This is a genomic window from Ruegeria sp. CDSB022 (assembly GCF_059611145.1).
The window spans coordinates 100,075-119,559 of the sequence record NZ_JBXWOZ010000003.1 but is presented as its reverse complement, the minus strand read 5'-3'; the positions used below and the strand labels follow the sequence as shown (position 1 = coordinate 119,559).

Genomic DNA, 19,485 nt, shown 5'->3' with positions numbered 1-19,485 from the left:
GTGATGAACATCAGCACAGTCTCAAAACCGCATGAGCGGCTGGCCGAGATTCTTTCGGGTGAAATGGACGCGGTCAATGACCTGATACGCACGCGCATGGCCTCAGAACACGCGCCCCGCATTCCCGAAGTCACCGCACATTTGGTCGAAGCTGGTGGCAAGCGCCTGCGTCCGATGCTGACACTGGCCGCGGCGCGGCTGTTCGACTATGCCGGGGACCATCATTTGCGTCTGGCGGCAACGGTTGAGTTCATCCACACCGCGACCCTGTTGCATGACGATGTTGTCGACGAAAGCGCACAAAGGCGTGGACGGCCAACAGCGAATCTGCTTTGGGACAACAAATCCAGCGTTCTGGTTGGGGATTACCTGTTCTCACGCAGCTTCCAGCTTATGGTCGAGACCGGGTCTCTTAGGGTTCTGGACATCCTTGCCAATGCGTCTGCCACAATCGCCGAGGGCGAAGTGCTACAGATGACTGCTGCAACCGATCTGGGCACGGATGAGGCCATCTATCTTCAGGTTGTGCGCGGCAAGACCGCAGCCTTGTTCTCAGCCGCAACCGAGGTGGGCGGGGTCATCGCCCAAGCGTCAGAGGCCCAGGTCAAGGCGCTCTTCGATTATGGCGATGCGCTGGGGATTGCCTTCCAGATCGCTGATGACCTGCTGGATTATCAGGGTGACAGCAAAGCGACCGGCAAGAATGTCGGCGACGACTTCCGCGAGCGCAAGCTGACGCTGCCTGTGATCAAGGCGGTGGCGCAGGCCACCCCCGATGAACGCGCCTTCTGGCAGCGCACCATAGGCCGGGGCCGTCAAGAGAGCGGTGACCTCGAAACCGCTCTTGGTCTCATGGGTAAATACGGCACGCTTGCGGCGACGCGCAAAGATGCGCTTGGCTGGGCCAATAAGGCCAAGGCGTCGCTGACCATCCTACCCGATCATGAGATCCGTACCCTGCTGAGTGACCTCGCAGATTTCGTCGTCGCGCGCCTTAGTTAAGCTGAACCGCACGGCACCACCAGTCGGGGTGGGCTGCGCCGATCTCATAGGCGGCGAAATGGGCGGCCTTCATCGTGGGGTACAGTGCGAAGCAGGTCGATCCTGACCCTGACATGCGCGCCAACAACGCCGCTTTTGTATCGCTCAGCGCGTCCAGCACCTGCGCGACTTCGGGGGCCAGCAATGTGGTTGGACCTTCCAGGTCGTTTCGCTGTTTCCCCAGCCATTCGGCGCAATCCTGAGGCCCCTCAAATACCGGGATATCCTCTGCCATGGGCGGGTTTTCCCTGCATTCCAAAGCCGCGAATATCGCAGGCGTTGGAACCTCTACACCCGGGTTGACCAGCAAGGCTGGTAGATGTGGGAGGATGACCGGGTTCAGACACTCTCCGATCCCACGCATACGGCTTGATCTGGCTGCCATGCAGACAGGGACATCCGCACCCAGGCGCAGTGCTGTTTCTGGCGGGACGTGCCCACCCTGGCCCTCGATCATCCGCAAAGTTGCGGCGGCATCGGAAGAACCGCCACCGATCCCGCCTCCATGCGGCAGCACTTTGTTCAGGTCAATATGCCCAGTCCAGCCTGCAGCCTCGGCGGCTTTCCACACCAGATTGCGACTATCGCTTGGCACACCTGCCGCATGTTCGCCGGTGATAGAGATCGACAGCGCCTCACCTGCGGTGAAATGCAGCGTATCGCCCAGATCGGCAAACACCACGAGCGAATCCAACAGGTGATAGCCGTCCACGCGCTGGCCGGTGACGTGCAAGGTAAGGTTGATCTTGGCGGGCGCGAAAGCCTTAGCCTTCATTGGCGACCTTCAGCGGCGCGGCACCTTCCTCGATCAGAACCTCGTCCAGCCCGACCTCGATCTTGCGGCGAATACGCTCGGGGTCGGCCTCACCATCGGCGTCTTCGAGGTCAATGAAAGACAATGCCCGCTTCCACTGGAACTCGGCTTCGCGTGCGCGGCCCACGGCCCAGTAAACGTCACCCAGGTGATCATTCACCACTGGGTCTACCGGCATCAACTCGACGGCACGCTCCATATGCTCGACCGCCTCTTCATAGCGGCCCAGTCGAAACAGAACCCATCCCAAGCTGTCGACGATATAGCCGCTACCAGGGCGTGCGGCGACGGCGCGTTCGATCATGCCAAGCGCTTCGTCCAGATTTTCGCGCCGTTCTACAAGCGAATAACCCAGATAATTCAGGACCTGCGGTTGGTCGGGGTTAAGTTCTAGCGCACGGCGGAAATCGGCCTCAGCATTGTCCCACTGCTTTAGTCGCTCGGACGAGATACCACGGGCGTAGTGCAGGAACCAGTTGCCGCCACCATCAGCATCAATCAATTCAATCGCTGTGCTATAGGTTTCGACAGCCGCAGCATAGTTTTCTTCACGTCTTTGCAAATCAGCCAGCGCCACGTGAACACTTGGCAGATCCGGTCTCTGCGTCGCAAGGGTCTGCAAGACTTCTTCCGCCGCATCGGTTTTGCCTGCCGTGACAAGCACCTCGGCCCGGCCCAGTTCAGCAGCGTGATAGTCACTGCTGCTCGCGGGCACTTTGCGATAGGCCTCGACGGCAAGATCGTATTGCTCCAACTCGTCCAAAAGTTCGGCACTCAACAAGATTGCGTCCACGTGATCCGGGCGCAGAAAGGCTGCGACCTGCGCATAAAGCAGGACGTAATTCTCAGCCGCCTCACTGCTGAGCGCGGCTCCCACGGAAAAGAACACTTCTGCGATACCGTCCTGCGATGTGCGGACATGAGTAAAGGGCAGCGTTTCGCCAGCGCTCAGACGCGCTTCGTACCCTTCAATCGAGGGATCAGAGCCCGACTCGAACACGTCATCCAGAAACTGCAGCGCATCCTCATTGCGGTCCAGCTGCGACAGAACCTCGGTCCGTGCCAGCGCCGCGCGGCGGGTAAATCGCGCCACAACACCATTATCGGCCGCAAAGACTGCCTCGGCGCCTTCAAAGTCTCCGACCGAGGCCAGTGCCAAAGCTTTGTGGTAAAGCGCGAACTCGCGCAGACCTTCCTGCGCTGCAACTTGGTCAAACTGCTCCAGCGCGCTGGTCATCGCACCCTGGCCCATATGGGCCCAGCCCAATATTAACCCGTCAACCAGCGGCCCGACGCCTTGCGTTTCGGGGTCGCGGGCCAGCAGTTCATCCAGCTTGCCTTCAGCCACCAAATTAGCGGCAATCGCCATTTTCGCGGGCTGGTTGGGCAGGCCTAACTCTTCGATGGTTTGGGCAATCGGCAAAGCGCGCTTAACCTCGCCCAGCGACAAGCGCGCAACGACGACATTCTCCAGCAACCGGTCGTTTTGAGGATCTGCGCGCAATGCTTGCGCAAAGTATTTCTCAGCCGCCGTATAGTCGTCCTGAAAAATCGCCTGACGCCCGGCAAGATACGCACCGAACCCAGTGTCGGCATAAGCCGGAATGGCGAATGACGTGGTAAACAGCACAGCCAGCGCTGTGCGACGAATGAGAAAAGTCACCAAATTCCTGCCTTGCGATTGTCGGTTGCGCAATAAGCTAGGGCTTTGACCAGAAAGAGGCAATGGCAGAGCCTTCACGACGCCGCCATTGCCCATTTTTCGCTTACATATTGGGATAGTTCGGACCATCCCCTCCCTGCGGCGTGGTCCAGGTGATATTCTGGCTGGGATCTTTGATGTCGCAGGTCTTGCAGTGAACGCAGTTCTGAAAGTTGATCACGAATCGCGGACCATTTTCATCCTCAACGATCTCATACACCCCCGCCGGGCAATAGCGCTGCGCAGGTTCGTCGAATTCGGGCAGATTGACACTGACCGGAATCGCCGGGTCCGAGAGTTTTAGATGGCAAGGCTGACTTTCCTCGTGGTTCGTCATCGCGAACGAGACGTTGGTCAGGCGGTCGAAGGACAGCGTGCCATCCGGCTTTGGATAGTCGATCGGTTTATGTTTACTTGCTTCTTCAGTCGATTCCGCGTCGTTCTTACCGTGGCCCAGAGTGCCAAACAGCGAAAAGCCCAGAGTGTTTGTCCACATGTCCAAACCGCCCAGCGCCAGCGAGGGCATCAGACCCCACTTTGACCACATCGGTTTGACGTTGCGCACTTTCTTGAGGTCTTTGCCGATGGCACCTTCGCGAACATCTGCTTCATAGACATTCAATTCATCGCCCGAACGCTCGGCTTTGATGGCATCAAATGCCGCCTCGGCCGCAGCTTTGCCAGACAGCATCGCGTTGTGGTTGCCCTTGATGCGCGGCACATTGACCATGCCCGCCGAACAGCCCAGCAGCGCCACGCCTGGCGCGACCAGCTTGGGCATCGATTGATATCCACCCTCAGTAATCGCACGAGCGCCATAAGCCACGCGCTTGCCGCCTTTCAGCAGCTCGGCCACCATCGGATGATGCTTAAAGCGCTGGAACTCCATATAGGGGTACAGGTGCGGGTTCTTGTAATTCAGGTGAACCACAAACCCGACATAGACCTGATTGTTTTCCAGGTGATAGATGAACGACCCGCCGCCCGCGTTGCTGCCCAGGGGCCAGCCCATCGTATGGGTGACGGTGCCTTCCTTGTGCTTGGCCGGGTCGATCTCCCAGATCTCTTTCATGCCGACGCCGTATTTCTGGACTTCTTTTCCGGCTTGCAGATCGTATTTCGCGATCACTTCCTTGGACAGCGACCCGCGCACACCTTCGGACAAGAAGACATATTTGCCGTGCAGCTCCATGCCCGGCTCGGTGTTCGGGCCGTAGGAGCCATCGGCCTCAAGGCCGAAGACACCGGCAACAACGCCTTTGACTTCACCATTGTCGCCATAGACCAGCTCGGAACAGGCCATGCCAGGGAAGATTTCCACGCCCAGCTCTTCGGCCTGTTCAGCCATCCAGCGGCAGACATTGCCCATCGACACGATATAGTTGCCGTGGTTGTTCATCAGCGGCGGCATCGGGAAGTTCGGAATGCGGATTTTTCCGGCCTCACCCAGCATATAGAAGTTATCTTCGGTAACCGGCGTGTTCAGCGGCGCACCTTTTTCCTTCCAGTCCGGTATCAGCGCATCCAGGCCGCACGGGTCCAGCACCGCACCTGACAAGATATGCGCACCCACCTCCGAGCCCTTTTCCAGAACGACGACGTTCAAATCGGCATCCAGCTGTTTCAGACGGATGGCCGCCGACAGTCCCGCGGGGCCGGCGCCCACGATCACCACGTCATATTCCATCGCTTCGCGTTCAATCTCGGCCATTGCGGGCTCCTTCGCTAACTTTCCGAATTGGCGCATCTAACGCACGGTCGGCGCAATTTTGTTTCACGGCTGATTACATGCTGGGAAAGCCACAGGTCAATCGAAACACGGCGTAACTATGCCGCTATGCGGCAGATCACGTGTCCGGAGTGTCACCCATCAGGTATCTGGGGCCACTTCCCTTGGATTTGGCACGGTCATCAGGATTGTAAAGAGCACATTTGGGCAAACTAAGGCACCCACAGCCAATGCATCCGTCCAGATTGTCACGCAGGCGCATCAACGTATCGATTCGCTGATCCAGATGCGACCGCAGATCCTTGCTGATGTTTTTCCAATCCTGCGGCGTTGGTGTACGATTTCCGGGCAAGCCGGACAGGACTTCTCGGATTTCGGGCAGGGTTAGTCCGAATTGCTGCGCTATCATCACAAAACTCAACCGTCTTATGTCGGCGCGCTGATATCGCCGCTGCCCACCCGCATTGCGCCAGGGGGCAATCAGACCCTGCGCCTCGTAATATCGGATCGCTGAAACCGCCAGCCCGGTGCGCTGGGCCAAAGCGCCTATTGCCAGCCCCTCTGAAATCGCCATCTCGCCCTCAAAAATTTCCTTGACCTAAAGTTAGGTTTAGAAATTACGGTGAGTCGGGACAAGCCTCAAATTGAATAGGAGATCCCATGAAGGCGACACTTGAACACACCAATTTCACCGTCCGCGACCCGCAGGCTTCGGCAAAATGGATGCAGGATGTCTTCGGTTGGAAAACCCGCTGGGAAGGCCCTGCAATCGCGGGTGGCTATACCGTGCATGTCGGTAGCGCACATACCTACCTGGCGCTTTATGCACCCAGCGATCCCAAACCCTCGGGTGAAAGCAGCTATGACATCATCGGGGGGCTGAATCATGTCGGCGTTCTGGTCGAAGACATCGACGCAACCGAAGACAAAGTGGTCAAAGCAGGTTTCACCCCCAAGTCGCATGCAGATTACGAGCCCGGCAGGCGGTTCTATTTCGATGATGAGAACGGCATCGAGTTTGAGGTGGTGCAATATGCTTGAAGCACTCTGGATGGCCTCAACCACCTGGAAATGGCAGCGCGGTCAGCTGTTTGGACAGCGTAACAGGTGCCCACGGCGCCCGATCCAACGGCGTTAAGTCGCAAATCCAGCTTGCTGTCTTCTTTGACCTCTTGCATTTCACGCATCATTTGGGTCAGGTATTTGCCAACCCATCAAATCGCCCCGGCGCTGGTTCCATGCGGCGGGGCGTTACAATTTCAGCGTGGACGACAAGAATATGGAAAAAATTCCCATGACGCCTGCGGGCAATGCTGCGCTTCAGGCCGAACTCAAGAACCTAAAATCCGTCGAGCGGCCAGCTATTATCGAAGCCATCGCCTCGGCCAGGGAACTGGGTGACCTGAAAGAAAACGCCGAATATCATTCGGCCCGGGAAAAGCAGGGTTTTATCGAAGGCCGCATCAAAGAGTTGGAAGGCATCCTTTCACTGACCGATGTGATCGACCCTGCCAAACTGTCTGGTGCTATCAAATTTGGCGCCAAGGTCACGCTTGTTGACGAAGACACTGACGAGGAAAAGACCTGGCAGATTGTAGGGGAATATGAGGCCAATATCGAAGCCGGCCTGCTGAACATCAAATCCCCTATTGCCCGCGCCCTGATTGGAAAGGACGAAGGCGACAGTGTCGAGGTACGCACACCTGGCGGCGTACGTTCTTATGAGGTCCTGAGTATCACCTACGCCTGAGCCCCGGAGCGTTCACAATGTCCGAGCCCACGCCAGAGCAGGAAGCCAATCGGCCAACCTCACTGGGCATATATGATAGGCCAACCAAGCCTTCGATAACCGAGATCGAAATTGCAGCCGTCGCCCTCAGCGTGATCTGGCTGATCGTCTCGGTTGTTTTTCTGGTGCTGCCCGACGAGGTCGACGGCGGAGGCTTTGTCGTGACCTTGCTGGCGGTCTTCATGCCGGTAGCGATGATCTGGGTCGCGGCAATGGCCATGCGCGCCAGCCGGATCATGCGCGAGGAAAGCGCACGACTACAAACCTCGATTGACGCCATCCGAAACGCATATATCGCTCAGCAACAGCGATCTTCCAGCACCTATGAGCCAGCCGTATCCAAAAAGCTGGATCAGATCGCGGAAACGGCCAAGAAAGCCGAAAGCGCGCTGGCCACGTTTTCAACCAAGCGCAGGGAACCCGCACAGCAACCGACAGCCGTGGGGAACGGCGATCAGACTTCGCTGGAACTGGGTACACAAGCTGGGGATATCGTGCCCCCGCTTGGCACCGACATCTTTATCCGTGCGCTGAATTTTCCGGAAACACAGGAAGATACCGAAGGATTTGATGCCCTACGGCTGGCGCTCAAGGACCGCAAGACAGCCAAGCTTGTACAGGCCTCTCAGGACGTGCTGACCCTGCTCAGCCAAGAGGGCATCTATATGGATGACCTGCGCCCTGACATGGCCCGCCCCGAGATCTGGCGGCAATTTGCGCAGGGTGGGCGCGGACGGGCTGTCGCGGCCTTGGGCGGCATTCGCGACCGCTCCTCGCTGGCGCTGACTTCGGCCCGGATGAAGCAGGATCCCATTTTCCGGGACGCCGCCCATCACTTTCTGCGCCGGTTCGATCACATGATCATCGAGTTTGAACCCCGTGCCAGTGATGCAGAGCTGACCGCTTTGGGTGATACAAGAACCGCGCGGGCCTTCATGTTGCTGGGGCGTGTGGCCGGAACCTTCGACTAGATTCCGAAACTTCCATAGGGGATGAACCGGACAAGATCACCCGGTTGGATGTGGCGCGCTCCGTCTTCGATCTCGACCAGCCCTTCGGCCCAGCTTAGCCCGCTGATCCGCCCGGACCCTTCCGAGTTGAAAACTTCGGCTTTTCCGTCTCGGATACGGGCCCGCAGATATTCCCGCCGCCCGGGCTTCTTGCGCTTATCAAAGGCGGCTGGCAGATCGAACCCCTGCGGGTCCCGCCAGCCCTCGCCAGCCATCAGGCCCAGCGCCGGGCGGGCAAAGATTAGGGTGCAGACCAATGCCGCTACTGGATTGCCGGGCAGTCCGAAAACCGGCACTCCGTCCCAAATCCCCAAAGCCAGAGGTCGCCCCGGTTTCAGGGCAATACGCCATTCCTGCATCGCTCCGGCCTGCCGCAACAGCGCGGAGACATGGTCTTCGTCCCCTGCCGACGCGCCGCCACTAGTCAGAACAACATCCGCCTCTTTCGCAGCTTCGTTCAGCCGCTCGCGCAGGGTTTCACGATCATCGGCAACGCGGCCCATATCCAGTGGCTGGAATCCCATCCGCTGGATCAGAGCCAGCAACATTGGGCGATTGGCATCGTAGATTTGCCCTGGCTCAGCAACCTCACCGGCCTCGACTAGCTCATCCCCCGTTGACAGGACGGCCACCCGCAGAGCTTTGCGAACCAGCAGATCACCAGCACCCGTCGCGGAGAGAAGGGCTAGATCGGCAGGTGTCAACCGGCGTCCAGCGGGCAAAGCCAGATCACCTCCAACCACATCTTCGCCCGCATTGCGGGTATTGGCACCCTGTTTCAGGGGGCCGCGAAAGGCGATATACCCATCCTGAACTGTCACGTCCTCTTCCAGAATAACGGTGTCCACCCCATCGGGCAGGGCCGCACCAGTCAGAATCCGTATGGCGTGGCCGGGCGCAAGCTGACCATCAAAGGGGACACCAGCCGCCGCACGCCCGTCTTGCAGCGGCATCACCTGCGGTCCATCCGGAACCGGACCGGCAAAGCCATAGCCATCTACCGCCGTATTTGCCTGCGGCGGGTTCGAACGTTGGGCATATACATCGGCGGCCAAAATCCGACCTGCGGCTTGTGCCAACGGAACGGTTTCAGCCCCCATCACGACCGAAAGGCGGTCGCGCAGCAGGTCCAACGCCTCGTCAACCGGCGTCCAGCTCACGCCCGCAGGCAAGGCAAAACAATCGTTGCGCAGGGGCGGTGGGGCAATGTCCGGTTTGCTCATAATCCTACCTCTTGCAGAATGAACCCTGCGATGGCTGCGGTGTCGTCCAGATCAAAAACCGGACGGTCGAAGTTCAGCTCTGTGTCACTGGCAACCGCGCGCACAGTTTCGTTCTCGGCCGCGATCAACGGATTTCCAGCGGCCACCCGATACGCCTCGACCTTGGGGTGGGCTTCGCGTTTGAACCCCTCGATCAGCACAAGATCAACGGGAGCCAAGCGTGCCAGTAGATCAGAGAGAGGCGGCTCGGGTGCGCCGCGCAGTTCCTGCATCATCGCAATGCGCTTGCCGGACGCCAACAGCACCTCGGACGCACCGGCTTCTCGATGGCGGAAACTGTCCGTGCCGGGCTGGTCGACATCGACGGCGTGATGGGCATGTTTGACGGTCGAAACCGAAAAGCCACGCGCAGTGATCTCGGCCACCAAACGCTCCATCAGGCCGGTCTTGCCCGCGTTTTTCCAGCCGGTGACGCCATAGACCTTCATGCCTGCTCCAGCAGCTTTTGCGCCCGCGCCAGATCGTCGGGTGTATTGACATTGAAGAAGGGGTCAAACGGCTCCGCCGGAAACAACGCCTCACGCCCATCATGTTTATCTGTCCACAGCACAACCTTGCGCAGCCCGTCATTCAAGGCATCTCGCAAATCATCTCGCAACGCGACAGGCCAGAGGCCAAATGTCGGATGCCGGTCGACCCGTTTGCCGCCGCCGGATTTCAGTGCTTCATCCCCGGTTCGAGGCGTAGTCGCCAGCACCAACGGATGGGTTTGCCCTTGAGCAGCATCCGTTAGGCGCGCCACAAGATCGCGCGGAAAAAACGGCGTGTCGGCAGCGGCGGTGACGATGCTGTCGGCCCCCTGTTCTGCTGCCCAATCGAGCCCCGCCAGCACACCCGCCAGAGGCCCGGCGAAACCTTCAATCGTGTCGGGAAGAACCGGCAGGTTCAGGTCGGCGAACCGTTCGGGATCACCATTGGCATTCAGCGCCAGACCGACCACCTGCGGGCCAAACCGGTCAATGACATGAGACAGCAGGCTCTGCCCACCGACTGTCAGCAAGCCTTTGTCGCCACCACCCATCCGAGTGGCAAGGCCTCCTGCGAGGATGATGCCGAGGGGGCGGGTCATTTGATCTCCTCAGGCGCGGGCCATTTCCTGAATTTCTGGGAGGGCAGGAAGAACAATGGACAGACGGCCAATCCGAATGCTGTAAACCAAATAATTGCAGGCCACCCCGTCAATTCGGCCGCCTTGTGACTCAGGCTATAGTGGGCTGGCAGAAACACTAAGACGGCTCCAACAGCAAAGATAAGACCAAAACAACACCGATACGTGCGCACCGCCTTTCTGACCTCATCTGGTATCCCGGCAAACTCAGGCAGACCGTGCATCAAAACCCGCTGAAGCACGAGTGCTTGTTTTTGAGACAACTCCCCCCATGCCTGCCAACCAAGCCGAAAGGGGGCAGCGATGTTCCAAATGCTGATGTATTCCCCTGGCGCCCACCCCAGACGGTTACGCAGGTTGACGTCCAATTGCGCCATGCCCTCAATGATCGCGCGTTTCGACCGCTCAAGGAGCCAGAACACATAGACCATCAATGGCAGCAAGCCCAATGTCGCGACGAATAAAATAAATAAACCAAAGACTTCCAAAATCATTCCGCACTCTTCCGTCTATGCTTTTTATCTTCGACCGCCACTGTCGACGGGTCCACATCCCGCACCAGTCGATCCTCGCCCGCAAGGCACATGAACCGCTGCCCCCGCATACGACCGATCAGCGTCAGGCCAACCTCACGCGCGATTTCGACACCCCAAGCGGTGAACCCTGATCGTGACGCCAGAACCGGGATGCCCATCATTGCAGTCTTGATGACCATTTCCGAGGTCAGACGGCCTGTGGTGTAGAGGATCTTGTCCTCGGCACCCACGTTTTCGGACAGCATCCAGCCGGCGATCTTGTCGACCGCGTTGTGGCGTCCCACATCCTCCATGTAGACCAACGGTCGGTTTTCCTGACACAGGACCGTGCCGTGAATTGCACCAGCCTCAAGATACAATGAAGGGGTTCGGTTGATCTTGGCTGCCAGATCATAAAGCCATGAGGTGCGGACCTGAACCTGCGGCAGGCGCACGTTCTCCAGCCCCTCCATCATGTCACCAAACACAGTGCCTACCGCACAACCGCTGGTCCGGGTCTTTTTCTTCAGCTTATCCTCATATGAGGTTTCGCGCGCGGTGCGCACCACCACGGTTTCCAGATCGTCATCGTAATCCACGCCGGTAATGTCATCATCGGCCAACAGCATCCCCTGATTGCGCAGGAACCCCAGCGCCAGATATTCAGGGTAATCGCCGATTGTCATTGCAGTCACGATTTCCTGAGCGTTAAGGAATATCGTCAGGGGGCGTTCCTCAACGACCGAGATCCGGCTGACCGCGCCATTCTGGTCGATGCCGTCAACCGCACGGGTCAGGCGAACCGCGCCGGGATCAGGGGCGATGATGTAGTCGGTGGCATCCGGTTTCGTGGCCAATTGCAACCCTTTCCCAAGATCGCTACTGCTGTTGGCGATACCATAGGAATTTGCCATGGCTTACACCACATCCAAGTCATACTTCTGGAAGGGTTTTCGCGATGGAGCGCCGTTTATCTTTGTGGCAATTCCGTTCGGCACCCTTTTCGGCGTATTTGCGACCGAGGCTGGGCTGGATATTATCCAGACAATCGCCTTTTCGGCGGCTGTCTTTGCCGGGGCAGCCCAGTTCACCGCCCTGCAGCTGTTGCAGGACAACACACCCAGCCTGATCGTTCTGGCATCGGCCCTGGCGGTTAACCTACGCGTGGCAATGTATTCGGCCTCACTGACACCTTATCTTGGGGCGGCCCCCCTGTGGCAACGGGCCTGTGCCGCCTATCTGACGGTCGATCAGTCCTATGCCTGCTCCATTGTACAGTTCGAAAAAGAGCCCGATATGACCGTACCGCAGCGCATGGCCTATTTCTTTGGCTCGGTCACACCGATTACGCCGCTTTGGATTTTGGCAACTTATCTGGGCGCAGTTTTGGGCGCACAGATTCCAGAAAGCTGGGCGCTGGATTTTGCACTTCCGATCACATTCCTGGCAATGATCGGGCCGATGATGAGGACGCTTGCCCATGTCATCGCCGCCTTAGTCGCCATAACCGTTGCTCTGTTGACCGTAGGCGTGCCGTTCAACCTGGGCCTGTTGATCGCCGGGACCGCCGGGATGATCACTGGGGCGCAGGCCGAATTGATGTTAGAGCGGAAAAGGCCATGACACAGATTGATCCGGTGACCATGTGGAGCATTATCGTTGGCTTGGCGATTGGCAGCTTTGCCCTACGCTTTACCTTTATCGGCATCGTCGGAGACCGCCCGATGCCACCCTGGTTGTTACGCCACCTGCGCTATACCGCCGTTGCCATCGTCCCGGCCCTGATTGCGCCGCTGGTGGTCTGGCCAACGGCGACGGGTGGTCAGCCCGACGTGCCGCGCATGGCCGCCGCAGCGGTTGCTTTGGCGGTTGGTGTCATCACAAAAAACGTGGTCATTGCCATCTTTGCCGGGGCGGGCACGCTCTATGGCTTGCTGTACCTATTGGGTTGAGGCCGCTTCCAACTGGTTCAGGCGCGCATTGTTCGAGGCCAAACCGGCCTGCAGGTCAGCATCGTCATTCTCGCGGTATTCGGTGGTCACGACGCCGGGGAGTTCACCGAACTGATCGGACAGCTTGACCGGGTAGAAGGTCGTATTGATCTGCTCGAAACCCGGCACCTGCTGCAATAGCTGCGAGGTTGAGTTGGCGCAAAACGCTTCGGATACAGGGCCCATCTGCTTGGCCAGTTGCAGGGCAATTTCGGCCTGCTGTGGTGTCACCTGAATCGTCTGGATACGCGCATAATGCGTTTCGCGCGCGTGGCTGCTGCGATAAGCGCGTTCGACATTCGGCGTGATGCCATACAGAACATCGTTTCGGATCGGCACTACATCGGCGCGAAACGAGCCTGCGGGGTCAAAGATCACCCTCTCGCTGCCGCTTATCATCAGCGAGGTATGCGCCCCCGAACCGGTCCGGGTGCTGATCATGGTATAGAGCGTCAGTGTTGATGGTCCCGGATCACGATAGGAACGGGCCACAACTTCGGTCTGATCGGCCTGCGGACGTTGCGAACCGGCACAGCCAGCCACTGTTGCTGCCAGCAGGCAGGCAATCACAAATCTGATCACGGCGGTCAGCCTCGCCCGGGATTAAGCGGCGAAAACCGCCAGAAACAGGCAAAGGAAAGCAATCGCCACCACGCACCATGTGGTCGCTTTTACGAAACCGTTGAAGGTTTTGGTTTGAACGGTGATGTCCATTTCGCCGTGCTTATGTTCAGCCATGATTTTCAGAATCCTAATTCGCGTGTTTGATACGTTGGATAATCGAAAATCCCGGGCCTGTCACCACGTCATTCGGGCGCAGGTGACACGGAATTAAAGACCGAACACCCGCGATATCCGAACCCCCACCGCCAGGGCAGGCCCGAACAGGGCGCCCCGCCCAATCGCACCGCGCCATACATGGCCTCGGCGGTTATGGCATGGGCGGATCGTATCTGATCCGAAGTCATGTCATAGCGTTCGGCGTAAATTTCGGCGTTCTCATCCCCGTGTTGCCGCACGCAGGCTCTCAGGCTGTCATCGGCTGACAGGCGCGCGTCATAACTGTCTTCGGGGCGCAGGCCTCCGCCCGCGTGGTGATAGGCCCGGTCATGGCTGACACAGCAACTCTCCCATGGGGGATGCGCCTCGAACAGGGCCTGAAAGCTGGGAAACGTGTCGGCCACAAAGCGCCAACTGGCTGACAACCCGCCCGAGCAGCCATCCGTTTCAAATGGCGTCAATTCCGCAGCGCCCCGCTGTGCGATCAGCGCGCGATGGGCGGGCATCTCAAGACTGCGCATAAAGTCCTGCGCCCCGACTGGCGCCGCGATCAGCGCCAGAGAAACGGCCAGATTACGGGCTTTCATCGCGCATCGCATCGGTATCAACGGCCATGCCGAGCACCGTTGCCAGCCACAGCATCAGACGTTCTGCCGGCCCCATTTCAGCGCGGATACGCAAGACTTCTTTGGCCATTGCCGGTCGGTCCGTGATCAGCCCATCCACCCCCATCGAGGCCATGGCCGACATTTGCAACGGGTCATTCACCGTCCAGACATAGATATCCTTGCCCGCGGCCTGCACCGAACGTACCAGCCCCGGCGTGGCCATGGCGGCGTTGACAGCCACAAAATCCCCTTCGAGACCCGACAGATCGCCAACAGCGGTTGCCGCCAAAACCCCCGCGCGCCAATCGGGACGAAGAGCCTTCATCTTTTGCACGGCAGGGTATTTCAGCGACATGGTAGCGATGTCATCCTGCATGCCGAATTCCTCGACCAAGGCCGCAACGCGGTTTTCCAGATCGACGTCATGACCGTAATATTTCAACTCGATGATCACCTTGGCCCTGTCTTTGGCCGCAGCCAGCACGTCGCGCAGCGTTGGCGTGCGTTCATCGGCATATTCCGGGTCATACCAACTGCCGATATCGATCTCGGCCACGTCTTCCATCGTGGCATCCCAGACCTTCAGGTTCACCCCGGCCAGCTTCATGAAATCGCTATCATGGGCGACGATTATCTCATCATCCGCCGTTTCCTGCACGTCGATTTCAACCCAGTCCGCCCCGTCCTCAATCGCCTTCAGAACCGAGGCCATGGTGTTTTCCGGCCGTAACGCAGCGGCACCACGGTGGCCGATCACCTCGGCCCTGTCAGGGGCCTGAACGCGTTCCAGCAGGGATTGACCGAACCAGAGCCCGACCAATACCGCCACCGCCGCAATGCCAACAGCACTCAGCAGACCAATGCGCAGATTGCCTGGCGCGGGATGTGGTGGTTCAGAGGTCCGGATCTTGAAAAAACCGTCCAGCAAAACCGCAAGTGCTCCCAGCGCGGTGGCTGCCAAAACCAGCCCAGCCAACGACCAGAGCCCGGCGACCAGAAGGCTGTAAACTAGCGCCAGCCGCAGATGCTCTGCCCCCTGCAGGGGCACCAACGCGAATAATGATCCCGCGCCCCAAGCGATCAGCGCGGCAAGAACTGCCCTCAGCCCCAGCCAGAACACCAGTGCGATCTTGAGCCGCCCGCGCTTGCCCTCCATCCGATCCGCGCTGACCTTGAAAGCATCAGCCGGTGGCAGGTTTTCGAACAGAACCAGATGCAGTCCCAGCGCCCATGCGGACAGCTTGCGGATCAGCACCCACGCCATGACCAGCACCACAACTCCGATCAGCGCAACGGCGATCCAGAAAGACGGCGGATGGAAGGTCAGGTAATAGTTAATGTCATACTCGGTCAGCGTCCACCAGGCGATCAGAGCAGCGACAGCGGCGAAAGGCAGGATCAACAGGATGATCCGCAGAACCAGGCGTGCAGCAAATCCAAACAGCGCAGGCAGGCGCGACAGGATCAATTTGATCGCCGCGCTCCCCGCGCGCCACGGATCGCTTTCGCCCATCCTCAGCGACCCGGCCATGACCGAGAAGACAAAGATCTCGGCCAGCAGGAACAGGCTGAGCATTGCGATTGCGACCGCAAACCCCAGCGGAGACAGGATGAACGCGGCAATATCCTGATCCGTCAGGGCGGTCTGGCTGGAGAGCGAAACCGCTAGGTTCACCGCAATCGCCACGCCCGGCGCAATCAGCGCAATCAGCAACAGGCGCACGACGACATAGATCGGCACAAAGACTCGGCGGCGTGCCCACGCGCCCTTGTATGCTTTTGTAACGGCAGAGAAAGTGGCCACGTTGCGCCCCCCAAATGATTGATTCATTCAAGGCTGCGCAGACGAGAATTGCAAGTCAGGCTATCAGTTTTCTTCCAGATCAGCCGCCAGTCGGAATCCGATGCGATTGGCGGGCTTATCCTCGACCGATTTGGGCAGCGCTCGCAGCATTACATTCAACTGGCTGACATGCTGCACGAGTTGGGTTCGCGCCCCGGACCCATCTGCGCCGTAAAAAGTGATGATATCAGGGTCGAAATAGCCCATTCCTTCGATCCGCATTACCCCGGCATCACCGCCAGTAAATCCCATGGCGACCTCATGATCCGCATCCAGCGTATTCTCGAAATTCTGGATATACAGGATCAACCGTTCATAGGCCCATTGCGCCGAGCTTTTGGTGGCTACGGGCTTTTGCAACTGGCCGGGCAGGTCCTTGGCGCCGGATTTCGCATCCGGGTTGGCATGCACCTCGTAACATCGGGGCAATGCTGCTGATTCCGCTGCCTCGGCTGAGGTTTCGATCTTGTCCATGCCTTCTACCCTTTGCGCTGAAACTCCCACGCCCCGTCCGCGCGCCGCGTTCGGGTAACAGCACCAATGTGGTAGAGATGGTTCAGATGTGCAACTGCTTCGACCAGAGCAAGCCCATACTCTCCTTCACCGATCTGGCGTTTGAACAAGGGCACAAAGCACTCAGCAGCGGTTTTGGGCTGGTCCAGATAATTCTGCAGACGGTCCAGCGCGCTGTGGTGGTTGTCGATCAACTGCCTCATCCTGACCGGCAGGCCGGTAAAGGGCAGTTTGTGCCCGCCCAGCGCCATATGATCCGGGCGCGCCAGGTCCTGCAGGCGCTCGCAGGCTTCCATCCACTCCGCCACTGGATCCGCCATGGGCTCGGTAACATAGACGCCTAGATTGGGGCTGATCGAGCTGAGAACCTGGTCGCCCGTGATCACCAGATTATCGTCACGGCTCCAAAAAGTTGCATGTTCGGGAGCGTGGCCATTGCCCATATGAACATCCCAGTCGCGCCCGCCCATACGAATGACGCTGCCCTGCTTGATCCGGGTAAAGCCCAGCGGCATCGGATAGACCGTGTCGCAGAAATTGAAGGGCCGTTCTGTCATCCTTTTGGCAAGGAAATCGGCATCCATCCCGGCGCTTCGGTAGTAATCCAGCGTTTCCTGCGGCCAGTTTTCCTGCACATCCAGCGTCAGCATCCGTGCAAACAGCCATGCAGTACGCGACGTGACCAGCTCGGCCCCGTGTTCAGATTGAAACCAACCAGCATTGCCAACGTGATCGGGATGGTGATGGGTCACCACCACGCGCGTCACGGGTTTGCCCCCCAGCGGTCCCGCCATCAGGTCCGCCCAAATACTGCGCGTCTTGTTCGAGGACATGCCAGTGTCGATCACCGTCCATCCGTCGCCATCATCCAGCGCATAGATATTGACGTGATCCAGCGCCATAGGCAGCGGCAACCGCATCCAAAGCACGCCTTCGGCAATTTCAACGGCTTCACCCAGGGTCGGAGCCTCGGGCCAAGGATAGCGGATCGTCAAATGTGTATCACCGTCCATCAGGCAGCTACCATTTCCTCGGCGCTGAGAGCAAAGACGTCATCCGCACCGTTCTGCGCCTGAACCAAAAGCCCCGAAAACTCAGGCAACAGCGCATTGATATAAAAGCGTGCCAGCTTGAAACGGGTGCCGTTTGGCTCGGCCAGGGCCGCCTTGAGGTGATAGTGACCGCCCAGAACGCGGGCGAATGCCTTCAGATAGGGCACGGCGCCGGCAAATCGCGTGTTCATGTCGGGCTGCGATATCAGCCACTCGGTCGTTTCACGCAGGCTTTCCGTGGCCTCCCAGACAGGACCCGCCAGTTCCGGCATTGACCCACGCGCGCGTTCGGCGTGATCCTCGATTTCGTCCAGCAAACGGGACGCCGCTTCGCCGCCATCCATCATCTTGCGTGCGACAAGGTCCATGGCCTGAATGCCGTTGGTGCCCTCGTAAATCGCGGTCACACGGACGTCGCGATAGAACTGTGCCGCGCCGGTCTCCTCGATAAAGCCCATACCGCCATGGACCTGCACGCCTTCTTCCGAAACCCGCATACCGGTTTCGGTACCGAAGGCCTTGTTTATCGGCGTCAACAAGGCCGCGCGCGAAACCCAGTCCGCGTCGCCTGTTGCATTGGCCATATCAATCGCGGCTGCGTTTGCAAGCATGATCGCGCGCGCAGCAAAAGTATCCGCACGCATACTCATCAGCATCCGGCGTACATCGGCGTGATCGAGGATTGTGCCCGAAGGTGTCTTGCCTTGCTTCCGCTCAAGCGCATATTCCAGGGCCTGCTGATAGGCGCCTTCGGCGGCACCGATACCCTGTCCGCCGACGCCCAGTCGCGCGTTGTTCATCATGGTGAACATCGCAGCCATTCCGCCATGTTCCTTACCCACAAGCCAACCTTTGGCGCCATCATACTGCATCACGCAAGTTGGCGAACCATGCAGGCCCATCTTGTGCTCGAGCGAAACCACTTTCAGGTCATTTGCCACACCTGGATTGCCATTCTCGTCCGGCAGGTGCTTGGGGACCAGAAACAGCGATATTCCCTTGGTTCCGGGAACGGCATCGGGCAGGCGTGCCAACACCAGATGGCACACGTTTTCAGCAAAATCGTTGTCACCCCAGGAAATGAAGATCTTCTGACCAGACACCGAATAAGTGCCATCTCCATTCGGTTCTGCCTTCGACGTCAGCGCACCCACATCCGATCCCGCCTGCGGCTCGGTCAGGTTCATCGTGCCCGACCATTCACCAGCGATCATTTTGGGCAGGTACAGGTTCTTCAGCTCATCACTTGCGTGGTGCTCCAGTGCTTCGATCTGGCCCTGCGTCATCAGCGGCGCCAGTTGCAGTGACAGGCAGGCCGCAGACATCATCTCGTTGACGGCAGTGGTCAAGGTCATCGGCAGCCCCATACCGCCATATTCGGGATCAGCGCTCATGCCGATCCAGCCCCCCTCAGCTATAGCGTTCCAACCGTCGCTAAATCCTGGCGAGGTACGCAACACGCCGTTTTCCAGACGCGCGGGCTCTAGGTCTCCGTTCCGCTGAAGCGGCGCCATGACCTCTTCGCAGAGTTTTCCAGCCTCGGTCAGGATGGCGCTGACGACGTCTTCGCTTGCTTCCGCGAACTTGTCGGTCGCTGCAATACGATCAAAATCAACCGCATGGCGGAACAGAAATTCGTAATCTGCAACTGGTGCGCGATAGGGCATAATATTACCTCGGGGCTGTCTTGAACGGTCCGCGACGCCG

22 protein-coding genes are annotated in these 19,485 nt (G+C 58.8%); 6 read left to right on the top strand and 16 right to left on the bottom strand.

The features are described 5' to 3' along the window. The first annotated feature begins 3 nt into the window (after positions 1-3). On the top strand, positions 4-1,002 hold the full coding sequence (locus tag AC2FIZ_RS08230; RefSeq protein ID WP_496790880.1) for a polyprenyl synthetase family protein: 999 nt from the start codon (positions 4-6) through the stop codon (positions 1,000-1,002). On the opposite strand, the gene AC2FIZ_RS08225 is transcribed toward AC2FIZ_RS08230, so the two are convergent. The 4 genes from AC2FIZ_RS08225 to soxR all read right to left on the bottom strand — a co-directional run bounded on the left by AC2FIZ_RS08225 (position 995) and on the right by soxR (position 5,860). Next, positions 995-1,816: a 4-(cytidine 5'-diphospho)-2-C-methyl-D-erythritol kinase gene (locus AC2FIZ_RS08225; RefSeq protein ID WP_496790878.1), complete on the bottom strand. Its 822-nt coding sequence runs from the start codon at positions 1,814-1,816 to the stop codon at positions 995-997. The genes AC2FIZ_RS08230 and AC2FIZ_RS08225 overlap by 8 nt on opposite strands. Further along, the gene (locus AC2FIZ_RS08220; protein WP_496790877.1) at positions 1,806-3,614 is read right to left on the bottom strand and encodes a tetratricopeptide repeat protein; all 1,809 of its coding nucleotides are present in this window, start codon (positions 3,612-3,614) and stop codon (positions 1,806-1,808) included. The genes AC2FIZ_RS08225 and AC2FIZ_RS08220 overlap by 11 nt, the downstream gene beginning before the upstream one ends. A gap of 7 nt (positions 3,615-3,621) precedes the next feature. Next, entirely contained in the window at positions 3,622-5,268 is a 1,647-nt protein-coding gene (locus tag AC2FIZ_RS08215; protein ID WP_496790875.1) for an electron transfer flavoprotein-ubiquinone oxidoreductase, read from the bottom strand. 136 nt (positions 5,269-5,404) lie between these two features. Next, the gene (soxR, locus tag AC2FIZ_RS08210; protein ID WP_142635400.1) at positions 5,405-5,860 is read right to left on the bottom strand and encodes a redox-sensitive transcriptional activator SoxR; all 456 of its coding nucleotides are present in this window, start codon (positions 5,858-5,860) and stop codon (positions 5,405-5,407) included. Between the two features lie 86 nt (positions 5,861-5,946). On the opposite strand from soxR, the gene AC2FIZ_RS08205 reads away from it, so the two are divergent. From AC2FIZ_RS08205 to AC2FIZ_RS08195, 3 genes are all read left to right on the top strand, one after another. Further along, positions 5,947-6,327 carry a VOC family protein gene (locus AC2FIZ_RS08205; RefSeq protein ID WP_271948494.1) on the top strand — a complete coding sequence of 127 codons (381 nt, stop codon included), beginning with the start codon at positions 5,947-5,949 and terminating at the stop codon, positions 6,325-6,327. A gap of 238 nt (positions 6,328-6,565) precedes the next feature. After that, a complete protein-coding gene (gene greA, locus AC2FIZ_RS08200; protein ID WP_142635396.1) occupies positions 6,566-7,036 on the top strand; it encodes a transcription elongation factor GreA in 471 nt (156 codons plus the stop codon). A gap of 17 nt (positions 7,037-7,053) precedes the next feature. Beyond that, positions 7,054-8,046, top strand: a complete 993-nt coding sequence (locus tag AC2FIZ_RS08195; RefSeq protein ID WP_142635394.1) for a hypothetical protein — start codon at positions 7,054-7,056, stop codon at positions 8,044-8,046. Here AC2FIZ_RS08195 and AC2FIZ_RS08190 read toward each other — a convergent pair. The 5 genes from AC2FIZ_RS08190 to AC2FIZ_RS08170 are packed head-to-tail and all read right to left on the bottom strand — an operon-like array spanning position 8,043 to position 11,854. After that, positions 8,043-9,308 carry a molybdenum cofactor synthesis domain-containing protein gene (locus tag AC2FIZ_RS08190; protein WP_281972572.1) on the bottom strand — a complete coding sequence of 422 codons (1,266 nt, stop codon included), beginning with the start codon at positions 9,306-9,308 and terminating at the stop codon, positions 8,043-8,045. The two genes, AC2FIZ_RS08195 and AC2FIZ_RS08190, sit on opposite strands and share 4 nt — an antisense overlap. Next, positions 9,305-9,796, bottom strand: coding sequence for a molybdopterin-guanine dinucleotide biosynthesis protein B (gene mobB / locus AC2FIZ_RS08185; RefSeq protein ID WP_271948498.1), 492 nt, complete (start codon positions 9,794-9,796; stop codon positions 9,305-9,307). Before mobB ends, AC2FIZ_RS08190 begins: the two co-directional genes overlap by 4 nt. Then, positions 9,793-10,437 carry a molybdenum cofactor guanylyltransferase MobA gene (gene mobA, locus AC2FIZ_RS08180; RefSeq protein ID WP_281972573.1) on the bottom strand — a complete coding sequence of 215 codons (645 nt, stop codon included), beginning with the start codon at positions 10,435-10,437 and terminating at the stop codon, positions 9,793-9,795. Before mobA ends, mobB begins: the two co-directional genes overlap by 4 nt. After that, the gene (locus AC2FIZ_RS08175; protein WP_281995244.1) at positions 10,434-10,970 is read right to left on the bottom strand and encodes a hypothetical protein; all 537 of its coding nucleotides are present in this window, start codon (positions 10,968-10,970) and stop codon (positions 10,434-10,436) included. Before AC2FIZ_RS08175 ends, mobA begins: the two co-directional genes overlap by 4 nt. Beyond that, complete coding sequence (locus AC2FIZ_RS08170; RefSeq protein ID WP_281995291.1) at positions 10,967-11,854, bottom strand: formate dehydrogenase accessory sulfurtransferase FdhD; 888 nt, start codon at positions 11,852-11,854, stop codon at positions 10,967-10,969. The genes AC2FIZ_RS08175 and AC2FIZ_RS08170 overlap by 4 nt, the downstream gene beginning before the upstream one ends. A 49-nt stretch (positions 11,855-11,903) precedes the next feature. Here AC2FIZ_RS08170 and AC2FIZ_RS08165 point away from each other — a divergent pair, with 49 nt between their 5' ends. Both AC2FIZ_RS08165 and AC2FIZ_RS08160 read left to right on the top strand, forming a co-directional pair. After that, on the top strand, positions 11,904-12,614 hold the full coding sequence (locus AC2FIZ_RS08165) for an AzlC family ABC transporter permease (protein ID WP_496790874.1): 711 nt from the start codon (positions 11,904-11,906) through the stop codon (positions 12,612-12,614). Beyond that, complete coding sequence (locus AC2FIZ_RS08160; protein ID WP_496700955.1) at positions 12,611-12,943, top strand: AzlD domain-containing protein; 333 nt, start codon at positions 12,611-12,613, stop codon at positions 12,941-12,943. Before AC2FIZ_RS08165 ends, AC2FIZ_RS08160 begins: the two co-directional genes overlap by 4 nt. Here AC2FIZ_RS08160 and AC2FIZ_RS08155 read toward each other — a convergent pair. From AC2FIZ_RS08155 to AC2FIZ_RS08125, 7 genes are all read right to left on the bottom strand, one after another. Then, positions 12,932-13,564 (bottom strand): hypothetical protein, encoded by a 633-nt coding sequence (locus AC2FIZ_RS08155; protein WP_271948503.1) that lies wholly within the window; start codon positions 13,562-13,564, stop codon positions 12,932-12,934. The two genes, AC2FIZ_RS08160 and AC2FIZ_RS08155, sit on opposite strands and share 12 nt — an antisense overlap. Positions 13,565-13,585: 21 nt before the next feature. Next, positions 13,586-13,720, bottom strand: a complete 135-nt coding sequence (locus tag AC2FIZ_RS08150) for an aa3-type cytochrome c oxidase subunit IV (RefSeq protein ID WP_142635378.1) — start codon at positions 13,718-13,720, stop codon at positions 13,586-13,588. Between the two features lie 68 nt (positions 13,721-13,788). Beyond that, positions 13,789-14,349 carry a hypothetical protein gene (locus tag AC2FIZ_RS08145; protein ID WP_281995245.1) on the bottom strand — a complete coding sequence of 187 codons (561 nt, stop codon included), beginning with the start codon at positions 14,347-14,349 and terminating at the stop codon, positions 13,789-13,791. Beyond that, the gene (locus AC2FIZ_RS08140) at positions 14,336-16,201 is read right to left on the bottom strand and encodes a glycerophosphodiester phosphodiesterase family protein (RefSeq protein ID WP_496790873.1); all 1,866 of its coding nucleotides are present in this window, start codon (positions 16,199-16,201) and stop codon (positions 14,336-14,338) included. Before AC2FIZ_RS08140 ends, AC2FIZ_RS08145 begins: the two co-directional genes overlap by 14 nt. A gap of 36 nt (positions 16,202-16,237) precedes the next feature. Continuing rightward, positions 16,238-16,687, bottom strand: a complete 450-nt coding sequence (locus AC2FIZ_RS08135; RefSeq protein WP_142635374.1) for a DUF6173 family protein — start codon at positions 16,685-16,687, stop codon at positions 16,238-16,240. A gap of 5 nt (positions 16,688-16,692) precedes the next feature. Next, on the bottom strand, positions 16,693-17,739 hold the full coding sequence (locus AC2FIZ_RS08130) for an MBL fold metallo-hydrolase (RefSeq protein ID WP_282027239.1): 1,047 nt from the start codon (positions 17,737-17,739) through the stop codon (positions 16,693-16,695). Next, positions 17,739-19,445 (bottom strand): acyl-CoA dehydrogenase, encoded by a 1,707-nt coding sequence (locus AC2FIZ_RS08125; RefSeq protein ID WP_282027238.1) that lies wholly within the window; start codon positions 19,443-19,445, stop codon positions 17,739-17,741. The genes AC2FIZ_RS08130 and AC2FIZ_RS08125 overlap by 1 nt, the downstream gene beginning before the upstream one ends. Positions 19,446-19,485 lie beyond the last annotated feature (40 nt).